Annotated in this window: 17 protein-coding genes and 1 pseudogene; 9 read left to right on the top strand and 9 right to left on the bottom strand. The window is 56.1% G+C overall.

Annotated elements, in window-relative coordinates; translation table 11 throughout:
* Nucleotides 1-17: 17 nt before the first annotated feature.
* Entirely contained in the window at nt 18-1,502 is a 1,485-nt protein-coding gene (locus H6F57_RS07445; protein ID WP_190625641.1) for an SGNH/GDSL hydrolase family protein, read from the top strand.
* 89 nt (nt 1,503-1,591) lie between these two features.
* On the opposite strand, the gene H6F57_RS07440 is transcribed toward H6F57_RS07445, so the two are convergent.
* Entirely contained in the window at nt 1,592-1,798 is a 207-nt protein-coding gene (locus H6F57_RS07440; RefSeq protein ID WP_190625640.1) for a hypothetical protein, read from the bottom strand.
* A gap of 448 nt (nt 1,799-2,246) precedes the next feature.
* Between H6F57_RS07440 and H6F57_RS07435 the strand changes: the two genes are divergently transcribed.
* On the top strand, nt 2,247-3,536 hold the full coding sequence (locus H6F57_RS07435) for a Glu/Leu/Phe/Val dehydrogenase (protein ID WP_190625725.1): 1,290 nt from the start codon (nt 2,247-2,249) through the stop codon (nt 3,534-3,536).
* A gap of 65 nt (nt 3,537-3,601) precedes the next feature.
* Here the strand turns inward: H6F57_RS07435 and H6F57_RS07430 are convergent, their stop codons facing one another.
* Nucleotides 3,602-4,345 carry an SDR family oxidoreductase gene (locus H6F57_RS07430; RefSeq protein ID WP_190625639.1) on the bottom strand — a complete coding sequence of 248 codons (744 nt, stop codon included), beginning with the start codon at nt 4,343-4,345 and terminating at the stop codon, nt 3,602-3,604.
* 114 nt (nt 4,346-4,459) lie between these two features.
* On the opposite strand from H6F57_RS07430, the gene H6F57_RS07425 reads away from it, so the two are divergent.
* Nucleotides 4,460-4,801 (top strand): helix-turn-helix domain-containing protein, encoded by a 342-nt coding sequence (locus H6F57_RS07425; protein WP_190625638.1) that lies wholly within the window; start codon nt 4,460-4,462, stop codon nt 4,799-4,801.
* Between the two features lie 55 nt (nt 4,802-4,856).
* On the opposite strand, the gene H6F57_RS07420 is transcribed toward H6F57_RS07425, so the two are convergent.
* Nucleotides 4,857-5,465 (bottom strand): flavodoxin family protein, encoded by a 609-nt coding sequence (locus H6F57_RS07420; RefSeq protein ID WP_190625637.1) that lies wholly within the window; start codon nt 5,463-5,465, stop codon nt 4,857-4,859.
* Between the two features lie 187 nt (nt 5,466-5,652).
* Between H6F57_RS07420 and H6F57_RS07415 the strand changes: the two genes are divergently transcribed.
* Nucleotides 5,653-6,042 carry a helix-turn-helix domain-containing protein gene (locus tag H6F57_RS07415; protein WP_190625636.1) on the top strand — a complete coding sequence of 130 codons (390 nt, stop codon included), beginning with the start codon at nt 5,653-5,655 and terminating at the stop codon, nt 6,040-6,042.
* Here the strand turns inward: H6F57_RS07415 and aat are convergent.
* A complete protein-coding gene (aat, locus tag H6F57_RS07410) occupies nt 6,016-6,594 on the bottom strand; it encodes a leucyl/phenylalanyl-tRNA--protein transferase (protein WP_190625724.1) in 579 nt (192 codons plus the stop codon). The two genes, H6F57_RS07415 and aat, sit on opposite strands and share 27 nt — an antisense overlap.
* A gap of 151 nt (nt 6,595-6,745) precedes the next feature.
* On the opposite strand from aat, the pseudogene H6F57_RS07405 reads away from it, so the two are divergent.
* Nucleotides 6,746-7,072, top strand: a pseudogene (locus H6F57_RS07405) (hypothetical protein); the annotation flags it as partial.
* A 102-nt stretch (nt 7,073-7,174) separates the two neighbouring features.
* Entirely contained in the window at nt 7,175-7,750 is a 576-nt protein-coding gene (locus tag H6F57_RS07400; protein ID WP_190625634.1) for a Uma2 family endonuclease, read from the top strand.
* A gap of 123 nt (nt 7,751-7,873) precedes the next feature.
* Here the strand turns inward: H6F57_RS07400 and rpsN are convergent, their stop codons facing one another.
* Entirely contained in the window at nt 7,874-8,176 is a 303-nt protein-coding gene (gene rpsN, locus H6F57_RS07395; RefSeq protein WP_190625633.1) for a 30S ribosomal protein S14, read from the bottom strand.
* 499 nt (nt 8,177-8,675) lie between these two features.
* Nucleotides 8,676-9,200: a hypothetical protein gene (locus H6F57_RS07390; protein WP_190625632.1), complete on the bottom strand. Its 525-nt coding sequence runs from the start codon at nt 9,198-9,200 to the stop codon at nt 8,676-8,678.
* Between the two features lie 217 nt (nt 9,201-9,417).
* Between H6F57_RS07390 and dxs the strand changes: the two genes are divergently transcribed.
* A complete protein-coding gene (gene dxs, locus H6F57_RS07385) occupies nt 9,418-11,325 on the top strand; it encodes a 1-deoxy-D-xylulose-5-phosphate synthase (RefSeq protein ID WP_190625631.1) in 1,908 nt (635 codons plus the stop codon).
* Between the two features lie 61 nt (nt 11,326-11,386).
* Here dxs and H6F57_RS07380 read toward each other — a convergent pair whose 3' ends face one another.
* Together H6F57_RS07380 and H6F57_RS07375 are read right to left on the bottom strand one after the other, a co-directional pair.
* Nucleotides 11,387-11,764, bottom strand: coding sequence for a biopolymer transporter ExbD (locus tag H6F57_RS07380; protein ID WP_199292402.1), 378 nt, complete (start codon nt 11,762-11,764; stop codon nt 11,387-11,389).
* A gap of 198 nt (nt 11,765-11,962) precedes the next feature.
* On the bottom strand, nt 11,963-12,427 hold the full coding sequence (locus H6F57_RS07375; RefSeq protein ID WP_190625629.1) for a VOC family protein: 465 nt from the start codon (nt 12,425-12,427) through the stop codon (nt 11,963-11,965).
* A gap of 30 nt (nt 12,428-12,457) precedes the next feature.
* On the opposite strand from H6F57_RS07375, the gene H6F57_RS07370 reads away from it, so the two are divergent.
* Nucleotides 12,458-13,432: an RluA family pseudouridine synthase gene (locus H6F57_RS07370; protein ID WP_199289591.1), complete on the top strand. Its 975-nt coding sequence runs from the start codon at nt 12,458-12,460 to the stop codon at nt 13,430-13,432.
* 253 nt (nt 13,433-13,685) lie between these two features.
* A complete protein-coding gene (locus H6F57_RS07365; RefSeq protein WP_190794991.1) occupies nt 13,686-14,627 on the top strand; it encodes a hypothetical protein in 942 nt (313 codons plus the stop codon).
* 30 nt (nt 14,628-14,657) lie between these two features.
* Here H6F57_RS07365 and H6F57_RS07360 read toward each other — a convergent pair whose 3' ends face one another.
* Entirely contained in the window at nt 14,658-15,179 is a 522-nt protein-coding gene (locus H6F57_RS07360; protein WP_190625627.1) for a hypothetical protein, read from the bottom strand.
* Nucleotides 15,180-15,279 lie beyond the last annotated feature (100 nt).

The raw sequence follows: 15,279 nt of genomic DNA, 5'->3' as shown, positions 1-15,279 counted from the left end.
AACTATCCGGAGGCGTTATGGCATCGCTTTTACCGTCTTTTTTAAATCCGTTTCTTGCTGGTCTTGGCCCCCTTGATATTTTTGGCAGTACTGTTTTGGTCAGTGGCTTTGGCGATGATGCTCTCAACGGTGGCACAGAAGACGAGATTTTAGTCGGCCTCTGGGGTAACAAACAGCTGTTTGGGGCCGAAGGAGACGATTGGCTGCTAGGTGGCCTGGGCAATGACGTTCTCGATGGGGGGGTGGGCAACAACCAGCTCTTTACCGGGCCGGGGCAGGATACGGTTGTGCTCAAAAACGATGGCCGGGTCGATACCGTGGTGGATTTTGATTCTAGAGTCGATCGCTTCCTGCTGCCAGGGGGCTTGAGTTTCGGGCAGATTGCGATCGCCCAGCAGGGGGCCAATACCACCCTGCGCTACCTGGACCAGCCAGAGCCCAGCGTCATTCTCCTGAATGTGGAGGCCACCAGTCTCACGCCTGAGAGTTTTCAAACCCAGGCGCTGGTGCCCAGCTTTAACGGCCTGACGATCTTTGGCGATAGTCTGTCAGACCCTGGCAACCTGTTTGGGTTGACGGGCTTTTTCCCGCCCTTGCCCTATTCTGAAGGCCGGTTTTCTAACGGCGACATTTGGGTTGACTACCTGGTCAGCGACATCGGACTAGAGCCCACCGAGGTGCAAAACTTTGCCGTGGGGGGAGCGACCACGGGCCGAGACAACGGCCTCGACCCCGTGATCGGTGCACTCACAGGCACAGAGGCTAACCTGCCAGGCTTGCTCGACGAAGTTGATAGCTATCTGGGCGGCCTTGGGGAAGGCGCGGCCAACCCTGACAGTCTCTATGTCGTGTGGGCCGGGGCCAACGATTTGTTTAACTTACCCAGCGACCCCGCTGCGATTCCAGCCTTTCTCGCCACCTCAGTGCAGAATATCACCACGGCCATTAGCAGCCTGGCAGCGCGGGGGGCCGATACGTTTTTGGTGCCCAACCTGCCGAACTTGGGTCTGACGCCCCGCGCCCTGGACAATGGCACCGGCGCTCAGGCCACTGCACTTAGCCAGTCGTTTAATGCTGGTTTGGCCAATACGTTAGATGTGTTGGAGAAAACTCTGTCCGCTACGACCGACATCATCCCAGTCGATCTGTTTGGGTTGACCACCGAGATTATCGGCGCTCCGGCGGAATTTGGTTTTACCAACGTCACTGACCCGCTGATCAACCAAGGGCTGCTCGACGACCCTGGCTACTTCTGGTGGGATCAGCAGCACCCCACGACCACCGTGCACGAGCTGCTGGCAGATGTGTTTCAGACTAGCCTCCTTGAGGCAGGGTACTTGCAGCCTGGCAATGGTGCAATGCCGGCGCTGGCAGCCGAAGATTTGGCGATGTCTGGAGCAGTTGCTGAGAGTGGAGCCATGGGGCTTTTCACCCCCGGTTGGGGAAGTAGCTGGGCCGCAGATTCCCTGAGTTCAGTTCAGACTGCGCCAGCGGTAATTTGAGACTGTGGCATAGTTAGGGCGATCGCAGGCAGTCAAAAGCCCGACGGAGACTTTGCTCCGCCGGGCTTAATAGGGCTAAAGATTAAAGCCTAGTAGCTGTCTTCGCTGGAGACGGTGTGCAGGGCCAGATCGTGGTTGGCTCGGTTGAGGCGATCGGCGATCGCCTGTCGCCACTTCAGACTAACGGTGTCATCGGCCAGCAATGCCTGAGCCTCTTCGCGATATAGGGCGCTTTGTACTGTATTGACTTTTTCGAGCTGCTTGAGGTGCTCAAGCACTTCTTGGGGGTTGTTCATAGAAATAGTCCTTATACATAAGAGGAACCAGGCCCGCTTTGGGGCACCGGGCCTGGGTGCATGACCCCATTCTCCGAGAACCCACCGCTAACAGCCACTATTTAGGCTGAACCTTTACGCCTCGATAAGGTTTGTTGTGCTTCGCAATAGGAGGTTGCACTTAGCGCCAGCGAAAATTCACTGGATCGCGCCCCGCTGGAGCTGTGAAGACAACTTGAGCTGAGCAGCATTTTCCTGCCCTTCTGACAGAGCGAACCTGTTTGGCACTGAGATGAGGGAGTGGGGAAGGTGAAGGAGATAGGTGAGTGAACAGAGCACAGGGGGATTAAAACGGTAGCTTACAATACAAAATATTGCTATTTGACTGAGTCGATTCGACCTAGCGGCACCTTAATAACAGCAGCCACATTTGCTGCTCACCAATCCCTTCATCCCCTGGTGTTTGTTTATGGCCTCTATTTTGTCTGATGCTAACCGCCGTCTAGAGCGGGCGCTTAAGTACGTTTCTATCTCTGACGATGCCTCTGAACGGCTGCGATATCCCAAGGCCAGTCTCACCGTGTCGATTCCGGTGCGGATGGACAACGGCACCCTGAAGGTCTTTCAGGGCTACCGAGTGCGCTATGACGACACACGCGGCCCTACCAAGGGCGGCATTCGCTTTCACCCCGATGTCAACCTTGACGAGGTCCAGTCGCTAGCGTTTTGGATGACCTTTAAGTGCGCGGCGCTAAATTTGCCCCTGGGCGGGGCCAAAGGCGGCGTCACGGTAAACCCCAAGGAGCTGTCGAAATTTGAGCTAGAGCGCTTAAGCCGAGGGTATATTGATGCGATCGCCAACTTTATCGGCCCCGATGTCGACGTGCCCGCCCCTGACGTCTACACCAACCCCATGATCATGGGCTGGATGATGGATCAGTACAGCATCATCTGCCGCAAGCTGAGCCCAGCGGTAATTACCGGCAAACCCCTCAGCATGGGCGGCAGTCAGGGGCGCGACACGGCCACCGGCACCGGAGCCTTCTACGTACTACAGGCAATGATGGCTAAATTTGGCCAGGTGCCTCAAAACACTACCGTCGCGGTGCAGGGGTTTGGCAATGCCGGCAGTGTCATCGCCCGGCTGCTGTTCGATGCTGGCTATCGGGTTGTGGCAGTTAGCGACTCCCAGGGCGGCGTCTATTCCCCGTCAGGGCTGGATATCCCTAGCATTCAGCAGTTCAAGACCTCAACCCGCAGCCTCAAAGCGGTGTACTGCGAAGGCACCGTATGCCACATCGTGAACGATCACTCCGTGCTCACCAACGACGAACTGCTGGCCCTGGATGTCGATATCTTGATTCCGGCGGCGCTGGAGAATCAAATTACCGCCGAGAATGCCAATACCATTCAGGCTCGCTACATCTTTGAGGTGGCCAATGGCCCTGTGACTTCTGAGGCCGATCGCATCCTAGAAGCCAAAGACATCTACGTCTTCCCCGATATTTTGGTCAATGCGGGCGGCGTCACCGTCAGCTACTTTGAATGGGTGCAAAACCGCAGCGGTCTCTACTGGTCGATTGAGGATGTCAACGCCCGCCTCAAAACCATGATGGTGACCGAGGGCGAGCGCATTTGGCAAATTGCCCAGGAGCTGGCAATTTCTCCGCGCACTGCCGCCTACGTGCACGCCCTAGATCGGCTGGGCGATGCCCTCAATGCCAAGGGCACCCGCGACTACTACGTCAGCGGTATTTAAGACCTGGAGAATGCAGGATGGGGGCGGGAGTTAGCGGGGTGCAACGTGAAACCTGCTTCCCAGGCTTACGCTGACTGGGGCAACATTGCCGCCATTGCTTTCTCTAGCCCCTTGGGATCACTGAGCAGTTGGGCTGCGATCGCCTTTGCCTGTTCGCCAGGGTAAACATCTTCCACGCCATCAATCACGGCTTGAAGCGCCTCTTGGGCTACCGTCACTGGGGCCACCTTAGGGGGCGGAAAATCTTGGCTGCCCTTGGTATCTACCGTGGCAGGCATAACGCCCACCACCAAGGTATTTTGCGCTGCCAGCTCAGCCCGCACTCCCTGAGTCAAGATGTAGCCTGCTCCCTTGGAGGCGCTGTATGATGCGTTCATAGGGAAGTTGACCCTGCCTAAAATGCTCAGCATATTGACGATGGCACCGCCACCGTTGGCCTTGAGCACAGGCGCAAACCCACGGCACATGGTCAACGTACCAAAATAATTTACTTCCATTTCAGCCCGCGCAGCCGCGAGATCGGGTGCAGAAATGAAGCCTTTAAGTAAGCCAATCCCGGCATTGTTAATTAGCAAATTGACGTCGCTGCACTGGGCGACCGCCGCTGCCACGGTGCTGTGATCGGTAATGTCGAGGGCGACGGGAATAATGCGATCGGGGTTGAGGGCAACTAAGTCATCTAAACTACTGATTTTTCTGGCCCCAGCGTAAATTCGAGCGGCTCCTAGCGTTAGCAGAGTTTCAATATAGTGTTTTCCGATACCACCATTGGCTCCAGTTACCAGTGCGACAGCGTTCTGAACCTGCATTTTAGCGGCCTTTTTCTAACCAGTTTTCACAACGGTATACTGAGTCTTGGGGTTTGCAAAGTACTTACTTTTTCGTAAGTATCCAGCCTTCGTTATGATTAGCCAAAATGAACGATGTCAGAGATAGCTACCGAAGGAACAGAGTTTGTTAAAGCAACTCTAAAAGTGCTGGGCGGTAAGTGGAAAATTTTGATTCTCTGGCATTTGCGTGACGAAGCAAAGCGTTTTAGTGAACTGAAGCGCCTAATGCCTGACGTGAGTGAAAAAGTCCTTACTCAGCAGCTTCGAGAATTAGAAGCTGATGGCATTGTGCTGCGAATTTCGCACCTGAGCAAATCTCCCAAGGTAGAGTACTCTTTCACCGACTATGGCCGGAGCTTAGTGCCGGTGTTGCAGTCGCTGTGCCAATGGGGCGAGGTGCATTTAGCCCTTTACAGTGACCCATCCCGGCAATAACAGGTGGCGTTCTCAGAACTCGGCAGACCACTCATGATAGCTAAGCATTGTCGGCCTAGGCCGGAACAGCCACTTTTTGCGAGGTCCAACGCTCGGCGGCGGCGGCAATGCGCTGGCCAAACAGCTCGGCGGTGAGGCGATCGCCCGGCTCGACGGTAGCAGGGCTACCATCCATCGTCATGGGGCTCTGGCCCATAATTCCTAAGAACGAGTCCAGGCGGTTGACGCCGTCGGTTTTGCCCTGGTACTGGCTGGGCATGTCGGCGGCCCCCACCCACACCATGCCGTGCTGGGCTGCATTGATAGACAAATACAGCAGCGTGCCCTGCTTGTCGCCACTGGGGGAGCTGGAGTGGGTAAAACCGGCGGCAATTTTGTCCTTCCACTGCTGCACAAACCAGGCAGAGCTAGCCCCGTCGATAAAAGCTTTGAACTGGGCCGCCACGCCGCCCATATAGGTAGGGGAGCCAAACACAATGGCGTCAGCTGCGCCCAAGCGAGCCATAACTGCATCATCTTGCCAGCGACCAGCCGTGATTTGCTCGCCAGTAATGCGCAGCAGGTCAGCGGTGTGGCCCGCTGCGCGCACGCCAGCGGTGATCGCTTCAGCCATGAGATGGGTGTGCCCACCTCCAGAAAAGTAAACAACTGCAATGGTTGACATAGAGCGGTACGGCGAAAGCTACGCCTAGATACTAAAAGTAACTACTCACCAAAGTAAAGTAGGAACCTCAAAGTAACTAGTGGTTCGCGAAAGGAGGAAGTATTCTGGTAACAGAGCAAGACAAGGTTAACGGGTTAAGGCCTGCCCGTACCCTGCTTACAGCATTCTGAACCGTCCCCAACCTCCTATGGCACGATTGACCAACGATCGCAACTCCTGCCCCGTCAGCGTTTTGATGAACCTGCTGTCAGGGCCCTGGACCATGTACATCATCTGGAGGCTGTCCACAAATGGCCCTATGCGGTTTGGGGCGTTGCGTCGCCAAGTGGAAGGGATCTCGACCAAAATGCTCACCGAGCGCCTGCGGATGCTGGAGCAGGAGGGCATTGTTGACCGTCACTACGAGCCCACTGTGCCGCCCCAGGTCACCTACAGCTTGACAGAGCGCGCGGGCGAACTGGTGGCCATTCTCGACCAGCTCAATGGCCTGGCCCAGCGCTGGTATGGTGACTTACCCAGCTGTGAGGCACCCCAGGCCCAGACAGAGGCACTAGAGGAAGCTACAGTTTTGCTTTAGCGCTACTTTGAGCAGGCTTTTGTACTCGCGATCGCCAATCACGTAGGCCCCAAACCGCTCCAGGTGGGGATTCATCATCTGGGCATCGAACAGGGCAAAGTGGTGCTGACGTAGGTGTTCGACCAGCTTTACCATCGCCACCTTAGACCCCTCAGAAATTCGAAAAAACATCGACTCGCCAATAAACGCCCCGCCAATTACCAGGCCGAGGATGCCCCCTGCCAGTTCATCCCCTTGCCAGGTTTCAAAGCTGTAGGCCAAGCCCGCTCGGTAGAGTTCGGTATAGACCTGCCTGAGTTCATTCGAAATCCAAGTGGTGTCGCGATCGGCGCAGCCACTGACCACCTCCTCAAAGGCCTGGTTAATGGCGACTCGAAAGCGGTTTTGGTTGAGCGAGCGCCGCAGCGATTTGGGATAGCGAAAGCGATCGTCTAGCGGAATCAGCGTGCGCTGGCGGCTAGAGTACCAGCCCAGGTCGTCGCCCTCGCCATCGGCCATTAAAAAATACCCCTGGGAGTAACCGCGAATGATGGCATCTAGGTCGTACTTGATGGAGTTCACAATAGTTTGAGTAGATGGGTGCTCAAGGGGCAGGCAAGTAATGTTTCTTGACGCTCAGCCGCCTTCACTCTAAGGCAGGAATCTAAGGCAGTAGTATTGAGTGTACAAAAGGTTTTTCTCGGTTTCCTTAACCCGCAACTCGATGACTGACCCCCTTAGCCCCATTATGCTGCCGCCGCCAGAGGATGCTCAACAGGAGGGGCAGTGGCTCAAAGCAGCGTTGTTGACCTGGCTGAATGCAGAGTATCTGCCGGAACCAGCCAACCGCAAAATCGCCGAGCGCGTTTCGCAGGTGTTTGTCCGCCAGCGCATGGAGGGCGAAAACGATGTCGGCTCGCTGGTGATGGCGATCTTGACTGAGCTGCAAGCCTTTGATTTTTCTGAAAGTTTCTACGGCGAGTTTACCGTCGCCAACGCCGTGGGCGACCTCCTGTTTGATAGCTTGGGAATCGATCGCTGCTGCGGCCGCTCCACCACTCTGGAGGCGAGCCGCGTGGGCAGGCTATCCGACGGTGGCGATGCCGAGAGCAACATTAACTAACCCACAGCGATCAGTCGTTATCCTAGGGCTATGACTTCACTGACCCTAACCCTCGACCCAGTGGTGCGGCTTACCCGCGAACAGTTCTATGAGCTGTGCAAAGTTAACCACGACATTTGCCTCGAGCGCAGCAGTACAGGAGATTTAATCCTCATGCCACCCACTGGCTGGGAGTCTGGTCAGCGCAACGCAGACTTAACCACAAACCTGAATCTATGGAATCGTCAAGCTCGGTTGGGTATCGTGTTTGACTCTTCCACCGGGTTCTCGCTCCCCAACGGGGCCGATCGCTCGCCGGATGTGGCCTGGGTAGAAAAATCGCGCATTGAAGCTTTGGCCCCAGACCCTGCCAGGTTCTTACCCTTGGCTCCCGATTTCGTGATCGAGCTGCGATCGGCCACTGACAAACTGGCCACCCTTCAGCACAAGATGGCTGAGTATCGCGACTGTGGCGTGCGGCTAGGCTGGCTAATCGATCCCCAGGAAAAACGAGTAGAAATCTACCGTTTGGGCCGACCTACAGAGTATTTGAGCCAGCCAGAACAGCTCTCTGGAGAAGAGGTTCTGTCCGGTTTTGTTCTGGTGATGGCCGAGATTTGGGGATAGATGGTTACGCGAGTCACGTAATTCTCAAGCAAAAAGGGGCTTGAGAATTGCTCAAGCCCCTTTCAAATAACCAACCTAAGACTTTTACAGAAGCCTTAGGTTGGTTCAAACAGCGAGACCGCCTTACCAGCTCGACTTAACGACCCCAGGCAGCAGGCCTTGGTGAGCCATCTCGCGCAGCTTATTGCGGCACAGACCGAAGTCGCGGTAGTAGCCCCGGGGGCGACCGGTCATCCAGCAGCGGTTGTGCAGGCGAGTCGGCGCGCTGTTGCGGGGAAGTTGCTGAATCTTGCGGTGGACTGCCACCTTCTCTTGCTGGTTGGCAGCTTTGTCAAACTCTTCTAGCAGAGCCTCACGCTTCTTAGCGTATTGCGCTACTATCTTTTCCCGCTTGCGCTCCCGCGCAATCATGCTTTTCTTAGCCATTTGGTTTCTCTAGCCGTAAGACCTTTTTATCACAGACACAGTCTACTACTATACGCGACTCAACCCAGGAGAGTAAACCCCAGCACCCATTTTTCTTCCTGTCCTTGAATGACTTTCCCTGTGGAGAGATTTTGTGAACGGCTCGTCGCTGCAACGAGTTCGGTTTTCTGCCCTCGGAATCACTCAAGTATCCAAACTACATTAGAGCGAAAGAGTTTTTTTATTGCCAAAAGAATTGTTGGGCAGGAGTAACGATGACAAGCTTAATCACCTGGATTTTCTTTGCCTGGGCCATTGGCATTATTGTGGTGCAGTTCATTAGTTAGCGCCCATGCTTTAGTGCAACCCTATGTCCGTTTTAGCTTCGGTGGTGGTAGCTCCCAGCGATCGCTTCTACTACACCTCTCCCGCTGCTCAATCGGCTCAACGGATTTTTGTTAAACCCAATCTGGGCTACCCCGTCGAGCCAGCTGACAGCCTTAGAGCATCAGTGCCAGGGCTAGCGAGAAAAAATGAAGGTAGGAGCAACATCCTCCGGGCGGTAGCCGGCGGCAATACACTGGGTCATAGAGTCGGCCACGGCCAGGTCGGCGGCGGTAGCTACGCCCACAACGCAGTCAGAAAAACGCACGGGCAGCACGCTGCGGCGGCAGTTGTTCAGCACGGCGGTGGAGTTGGCCACCTCTAACCCCTGGTGAATATCACCGATGCAGGTGGCTAGATCTTGGGGGCGGCGATCGCTCTGGCAAGCCACTAGAGCCTGCTCGGCATCTACTTCAGCGACACCGATGACATCAACGGTGCAGCTTGCCAAATCAATGGGGTGCAGGGCTTGGCCGCAGGCCCCGGCTGCCGCAGGCCCAGCAACACCAGCCTCAATTAAGCGACTGGCGCAGGATTCAAAATCGTTGGCGATCGCTTGGGGAGCGGAGATAAGCACCATAGAAGTCGTCAGCCCTGTGATCAGGGCGAACGGTATTGCTAGGCACTGGCGATGGGTAACAAAAGCTAGAAAATGAACCATAACAGAACGTTAAAGGTTATATCGCTTGGTTAACGGACGTAATTAGCGGTTACAGTCTGTTGATCAATTAATTACAGAGGATTAGCTCTCTCAATTTAGCCTAGGCAGCATTGGTTTAATCAATGCCTGCCCTCCTCAATGTTTCTTGGTCGTTGAATCTTCTACAGTGAAGAGTAGCAGGAAAAACTCAATTTCGTGACGCAGAGGTTAAGGCAGTATGCACCTGAGTGACGTAACTCACCCCAATCAACTCCACGGTCTATCTATTCGCCAGCTCGAAGACGTGGCCCGCCAGATTCGCGAAAAGCATCTGGAAACCGTGGCGGCTAGTGGGGGGCACTTGGGCCCCGGTCTTGGAGTGGTGGAGCTGACCTTGGCCCTGTATCAAACCCTCGACCTCGATCGCGACAAAGTCACCTGGGATGTGGGCCACCAAGCCTATCCCCACAAGCTGATCACCGGGCGCTACCACGACTTTCACACCCTGCGCCAGAAAGACGGGGTGGCGGGCTACCTCAAGCGCAGCGAGAGCAAGTTTGACCACTTTGGTGCGGGGCATGCCTCCACCAGTATTTCTGCGGCTTTGGGCATGGCCCTGGCCCGCGATCTTAGCGGCGACAACTATAAGGTGGCGGCCATTATCGGCGACGGGGCGCTCACCGGCGGTATGGCCCTAGAGGCCATCAACCACGCTGGGCACCTGCCCCACACCAATCTGCTGGTGGTGCTCAACGACAACGAAATGTCGATTTCACCCAACGTGGGGGCAATTCCGCGCTACCTCAACAAAATGCGCCTCAGCCTGCCGGTGCAGTTCCTTACCGATAACCTCGAAGAGCAGTTCAAGCACCTGCCCTTTTTAGGTGAGTCGCTGTCGCCCGAGCTGGATCGGGTTAAGGAAGGCATGAAGCGCCTAGCGGTGCCCAAGGTAGGGGCCGTGTTTGAGGAGCTAGGCTTTACCTACATGGGACCGGTGGATGGCCACAACCTGCAAGAATTGATTGCCACCTTCAAAGAAGCCCACAAGCACACCGGCCCCGTGCTGGTTCATGTGGCGACCACCAAAGGCAAGGGCTATGCGATCGCCGAAAAAGACCAGGTCGGCTACCACGCCCAGTCGCCCTTTAACCTCTCCACCGGCAAAGGCATTCCCTCAACTAAGCCCAAGCCCCCCAGCTACTCGAAGGTGTTTGCTGAAACCCTAATTAAGCTGGCTGAAGACAACCCCAAAATTGTCGGCATCACTGCCGCCATGGCTACGGGCACCGGGCTAGACAAGCTCCAGCAGGCTCTGCCCAAGCAGTACATCGACGTGGGCATCGCCGAGCAGCACGCCATCACCCTGGCGGCTGGTTTGGCTTGCGAGGGCATGCGCCCCGTTGCGGCCATCTACTCCACGTTCTTGCAGCGCGGCTTTGACCAGATTGTCCATGATGTCTGCATTCAAAAGTTGCCGGTGTTCTTCTGCCTCGACCGGGCAGGCATTGTCGGGGCCGATGGGCCAACCCACCAGGGGCTCTACGATATCGCCTACCTACGCTGCATTCCCAACATTGTGCTGATGGCCCCTAAGGATGAGGCTGAGATGCAGCGGATGATGGTGACCGGGATTGATTATAAAGCGGGTGCGATCGCCATGCGCTATCCCCGAGGTAGCGGCTACGGTGCTCCCTTAATGGAAGAGGGCTGGGAGCCGCTGCCGATTGGTGAAGCGGAAGTGCTGCGCCAGGGCGACGACGTCCTGCTGCTGGGCTACGGTTCAATGGTGTACCCCGCCATGCAAACCGCCGAGATTCTCAGTGAGCACGGCATTGAGGCCACTGTGGTCAACGCCCGCTTCGCCAAACCCCTCGACGAGGAGCTAATTTTGCCCCTGGCGCGGGAAATTGGCAAAGTCGTGACCCTCGAAGAGGGTTGCCTAATGGGTGGCTTTGGTTCTGCCGTGGCCGAGTCGATTTTGGATGCCCAGGTGCCTGCCTCGGTGCTGCGCATCGGCGTGCCCGATGTGCTGGTAGATCATGCCTCCCCCGACCAGTCGAAGGCGGCGTTGGGGTTGACCCCACCCCAGATGGCCGAGCGCATTCTCGCCACCTACCAGGTCGAAAAACCGGTTCTGGTTCGGTAATCTGCTCAACATCGTCCCCCAGTGAGTGACTCACTGGGGGACGATGTTTTTTGCTGGTTCGTTATTCAATCGCTAGAGAAACCTGGGCACCGCCAACCTCTCGCATTGGCCCCAGCACTTCGACAATTTGCTGATAGCTCAGCTGATAATCAGCTTTTAAGACAATAACGCCCTTCGGATCTTCAGCGAGATACTGCTGAATTTGCTGCGCCATCGTGGCTGGATCAACGGGCTGCCCTGCCAAGTAAAGCTGCTCTTGTTGATCTAACTCAACGATGAGCGGGTCGGGTTGATCAACGTCACTACTGCCCGATTCGGTTGAGGGCAATTGAATATCGACTGCTTGCTGATTAAACTCAGCCGTCATCGAAATAATGATGAAAAATACCAGGATCGTCATTAAGACGTCCATCATGGGCACGAGGTTGATCTCGGGCAAATCACGCTTGTCAGATCGAGCCTTAAATCGCATGGAATGTCCTTCAGGCGTTACTGGAAGAGATGAGTTAAGCGAACTCCAATCCTGACCGCTTAATCATAGCAACCCTTTAGCCTGACTCAAGAACTCCTCTAGCCGTGCTCAACCCTGGCGATTGAGCTGCTCTACAAGGCTCTCTTTCTTCGATAGTGTCATGCTTTAAGTCTCAACTGGGTCGCAGCGAATTTCTACCATAAAGCCGTCAGGGTCATAAAAGTAGACGCCGCGCCCGGTGGGTCGGGTGACAGGGCCGTGGGCGATCGCTACCCCATTCACCTCTAGTACTGCCAAGGCCTGCTCGAACTGCGTGGGGTCAATATCAAAGGCCAGATGGTAAGCGCGGGTAAAGGATTTTTCGGGATCGGGATCGGGTGGTTCTAGATCGGGGGCACCAAACAAATCGAGAATTAGGCCATCAGGGGTGACAAAGTTAGCAACCTTGCCCGTGGCTACCAGTTCCTTAAGCGTGTCATCTACCTCATCCCCGGTTAACTCCTTGAGGCCCAGCAATCCGCCGTAGAAGCGCCGCGAAGCATTCATATCCTTCACGTTCAACGCCAGGTGGTGGATGCGGCGCAGTTGACCGGGTAGCAGGGCGGTTAACGTTGCAGGGCTGGTGCTCATAGAACGTGTCCAAGAAAAGAGCGAATTATGATGGATTATAGAACTCCTACCGCGCTCAGTCCCTCAGCCATCGCCGACCAAACCCTCGAACTCACCGTCACTGTCCCCGACCCCGAACGGCTCGATCGCTGGCTGACCGCCAACGTGAACGAACTTTCCCGCAACCGCATCCAAAAGCTGATCGATTGGGAATATGTGCAGCTCAACGGGCAGCTCTGCACCAACAAAAAAGAGGCGGTGCAGGTGGGCGATCGCATTCGCCTCACCATTCCTGAGCCCCGCCCGCTGGAGCTAGCTGCTGAGGCCATTCCCCTCGATATTCTTTACGAAGACGAGCATTTGATTATTCTCAACAAGCCCGCTGGATTGGTGGTGCATCCCGCCCCGGGCAACATGAGCGGCACCCTGGTCAATGCCGTACTGGCTCACTGTGGTGACCAACTGCTGGGCATTGGCGGCGTGCAGCGCCCGGGCATTGTGCACCGGCTCGACAAAAACACCACTGGGGCGATCGTCGTCGCCAAAACCGACCTGGCCCACAGCGATCTGCAAGCCCAGATGAAGGCCAAAACTGCCCGCCGCGAATATCTAGGCCTAGTCTACGGCGCGCCCAAAAGTAACTCCGGTACCGTTGACGCGCCCCTAGGCCGTCACCCCGCCGATCGCAAAAAGAATGCCGTCGTTCCTTTAGAAAAAGGCCGCACCGCCGTTACCCACTGGCAGATAGAAGAACGCCTGGGCAACTTCTCGCTGCTGCGCTTTCGCCTAGAAACTGGGCGCACCCACCAGATTCGGGTCCACAGTACCCACATGGGCCATCCTATTGTTGGTGATCCCACCTACGGCACAGGGCGCGATGTAGGGGTGAATTTGCCCGGTCAGGCGCTCCATGCCGAGCGGCTAGAGTTGCGCCATCCAGCGACGGGGGAGACGGTGGTGGCGATCGCCCCCCTGCCTGAGCACTTTCTTAAGTTATTAACGGTGCTCAGGAGCCGGTCGGTTTAGCCAGCCGATGGGTTGGGTAGTGGGGTTGAGTGAGTCGGCGTTAGCAGCAATGACAGATACGGAATGTTTTATGGGCAATGGTGTTACATTGGTCACAATGGAGTTAAGTGTTAGTCAAGCGAGCCTGACAAGCGGCTCACAGTAAGTTGACTAAACCAGAATCGAGTCGGCCTAGGACATCCGAATAGGACATCCGAACTGCGATCGCAATCGTACTGCACCAAGTTCTGACATTTACCCGTTCCCAGTTGTCATGGCTATGCGTCCCCTCTTGTCTCAGTCGCCACGCCCCTTGGGCCATACTTCAGAACAAAATAGACTCGGCCGTTTAAACCGGTTGCTCACCTTTGCGATCGGGTTCTTAGCCACCACATTCGGAGCAAGTACAGCCACTTCCCTCTGGGCGGCACCAGAATCGCTCTCTGTCACCCAAGACACTCAGGGTAAGCAAGACGCTGTGATTCCCAGCCCGCCGCCCTTGCCAACGCCTCCTCCCGAACCTATCAGTCCAGACGCAACGGGCATTATCGGCCTTACTCCAGCCCCCAACGACAACATTGGGGTGGGGCATCTGCGCCCCGTCAACCTGCTCTCAACCAATGCCATGGGCACCCGAGAGGGTGCTAGCTGGCTTCGAGATGTAGCCCTCCCCATTTACCCCAACCCAGACAGTGCCCCCTGGGGATGGCTGATCAACGGCTGGCTAGTGCCCAACGGCGCGGCCCCCCTAGCCATTGGCCGCGATGCTGCTTTCTCCATGGTGCAAACTGAGCAGCAGATTTATACCTTTCCGGTTTTAGAGATTCGCCCTGATGGCTGGTTTCGTTTTCAATATACGCCCGCCGGAGCCGCCTGGGCCCACACCTCCCACCTAGAGATAGGTAACCGATCTCTCACTGTTGAAACTTGGGAGTCATCGATGCAAGCTGCCTCACGCCTTGCGTTTCGACGCCCTGGTTTGGCCCAACCCATGCGCTTGGCTCCCAGCGGTACTGCCCCGCTCCAGGCTCTAGTGGGGTCTAACAGCATTATTCAACCTCTCGACCTCGAAGGCGACTGGCTGCGGGTGCGGGTCACTCAACCGGCCCAAGGATGTGCCCCATTGCCCGGCTCTAGCATTTCAGAGGGCTGGGTTCGCTGGCGCAGTGATGCCGATATCCCCCTTGTTTGGTTTTCATCGACCGACTGCCAATAGAAATGAGAACTGTCTTGCTGGCTAGCTGGGTCAGTTAACCTGTAGGCGTTCTAGCAATCGTTGCAACCGAATTTTAGCCATTACATAGAGCGGAAATTGGTAATGTTCAGCGATGAGCCAGCCTACCATGGCGCTATGGGCGGCTAATGTGCCGATCGCCCAAACCAGAGACCAGTTCACTCCCGCCGTACCCTCTAGTGGCGGAAACACGTAGCCCCCCAGGGCAACTAGACCCGCTGGGAGAATGACCAGGGCCAACCCCACCAGCCAAAGGATCAGAGTAATGTCTCCCCGGCTTTGGTAAAGCGGTTGCCAGCGCCAGCCCTGCCAGCGCCAGCCCATGGGCTGCACGCTGTCTACCACATGCACCGTTTGCTGGTCGAGGTTGGCCTCAAAAATGTGTCGGCAAAAGCTACAGGCGTAGGCATCCATCAGCGCCATCGGTTGAATTTGCCCATGGCGACATACTGGGCATTCGTAGGCGTTGTCGCCTTCAAGCTCCAGCGATCGCGGCGCGCCTTTTTGACTAAAAGATGTGTGACTACCGCCCATGAGCAACTCCCCCTAAGCCGATCGACTAACCGCTAGGGTATCAGCGCCGTCAACCAATTGACTCAGCGCTATCGGCTCCTAGCCACCTGGCTAACCCCTC

The organism is Leptolyngbya sp. FACHB-60 (genome assembly GCF_014695775.1).
GTDB lineage: Bacteria > Cyanobacteriota > Cyanobacteriia > Phormidesmidales > Phormidesmidaceae > Nodosilinea.
The sequence above is the reverse complement of the archived record's forward strand: the minus strand, read 5'-3'. Positions and strand labels throughout refer to the sequence as shown.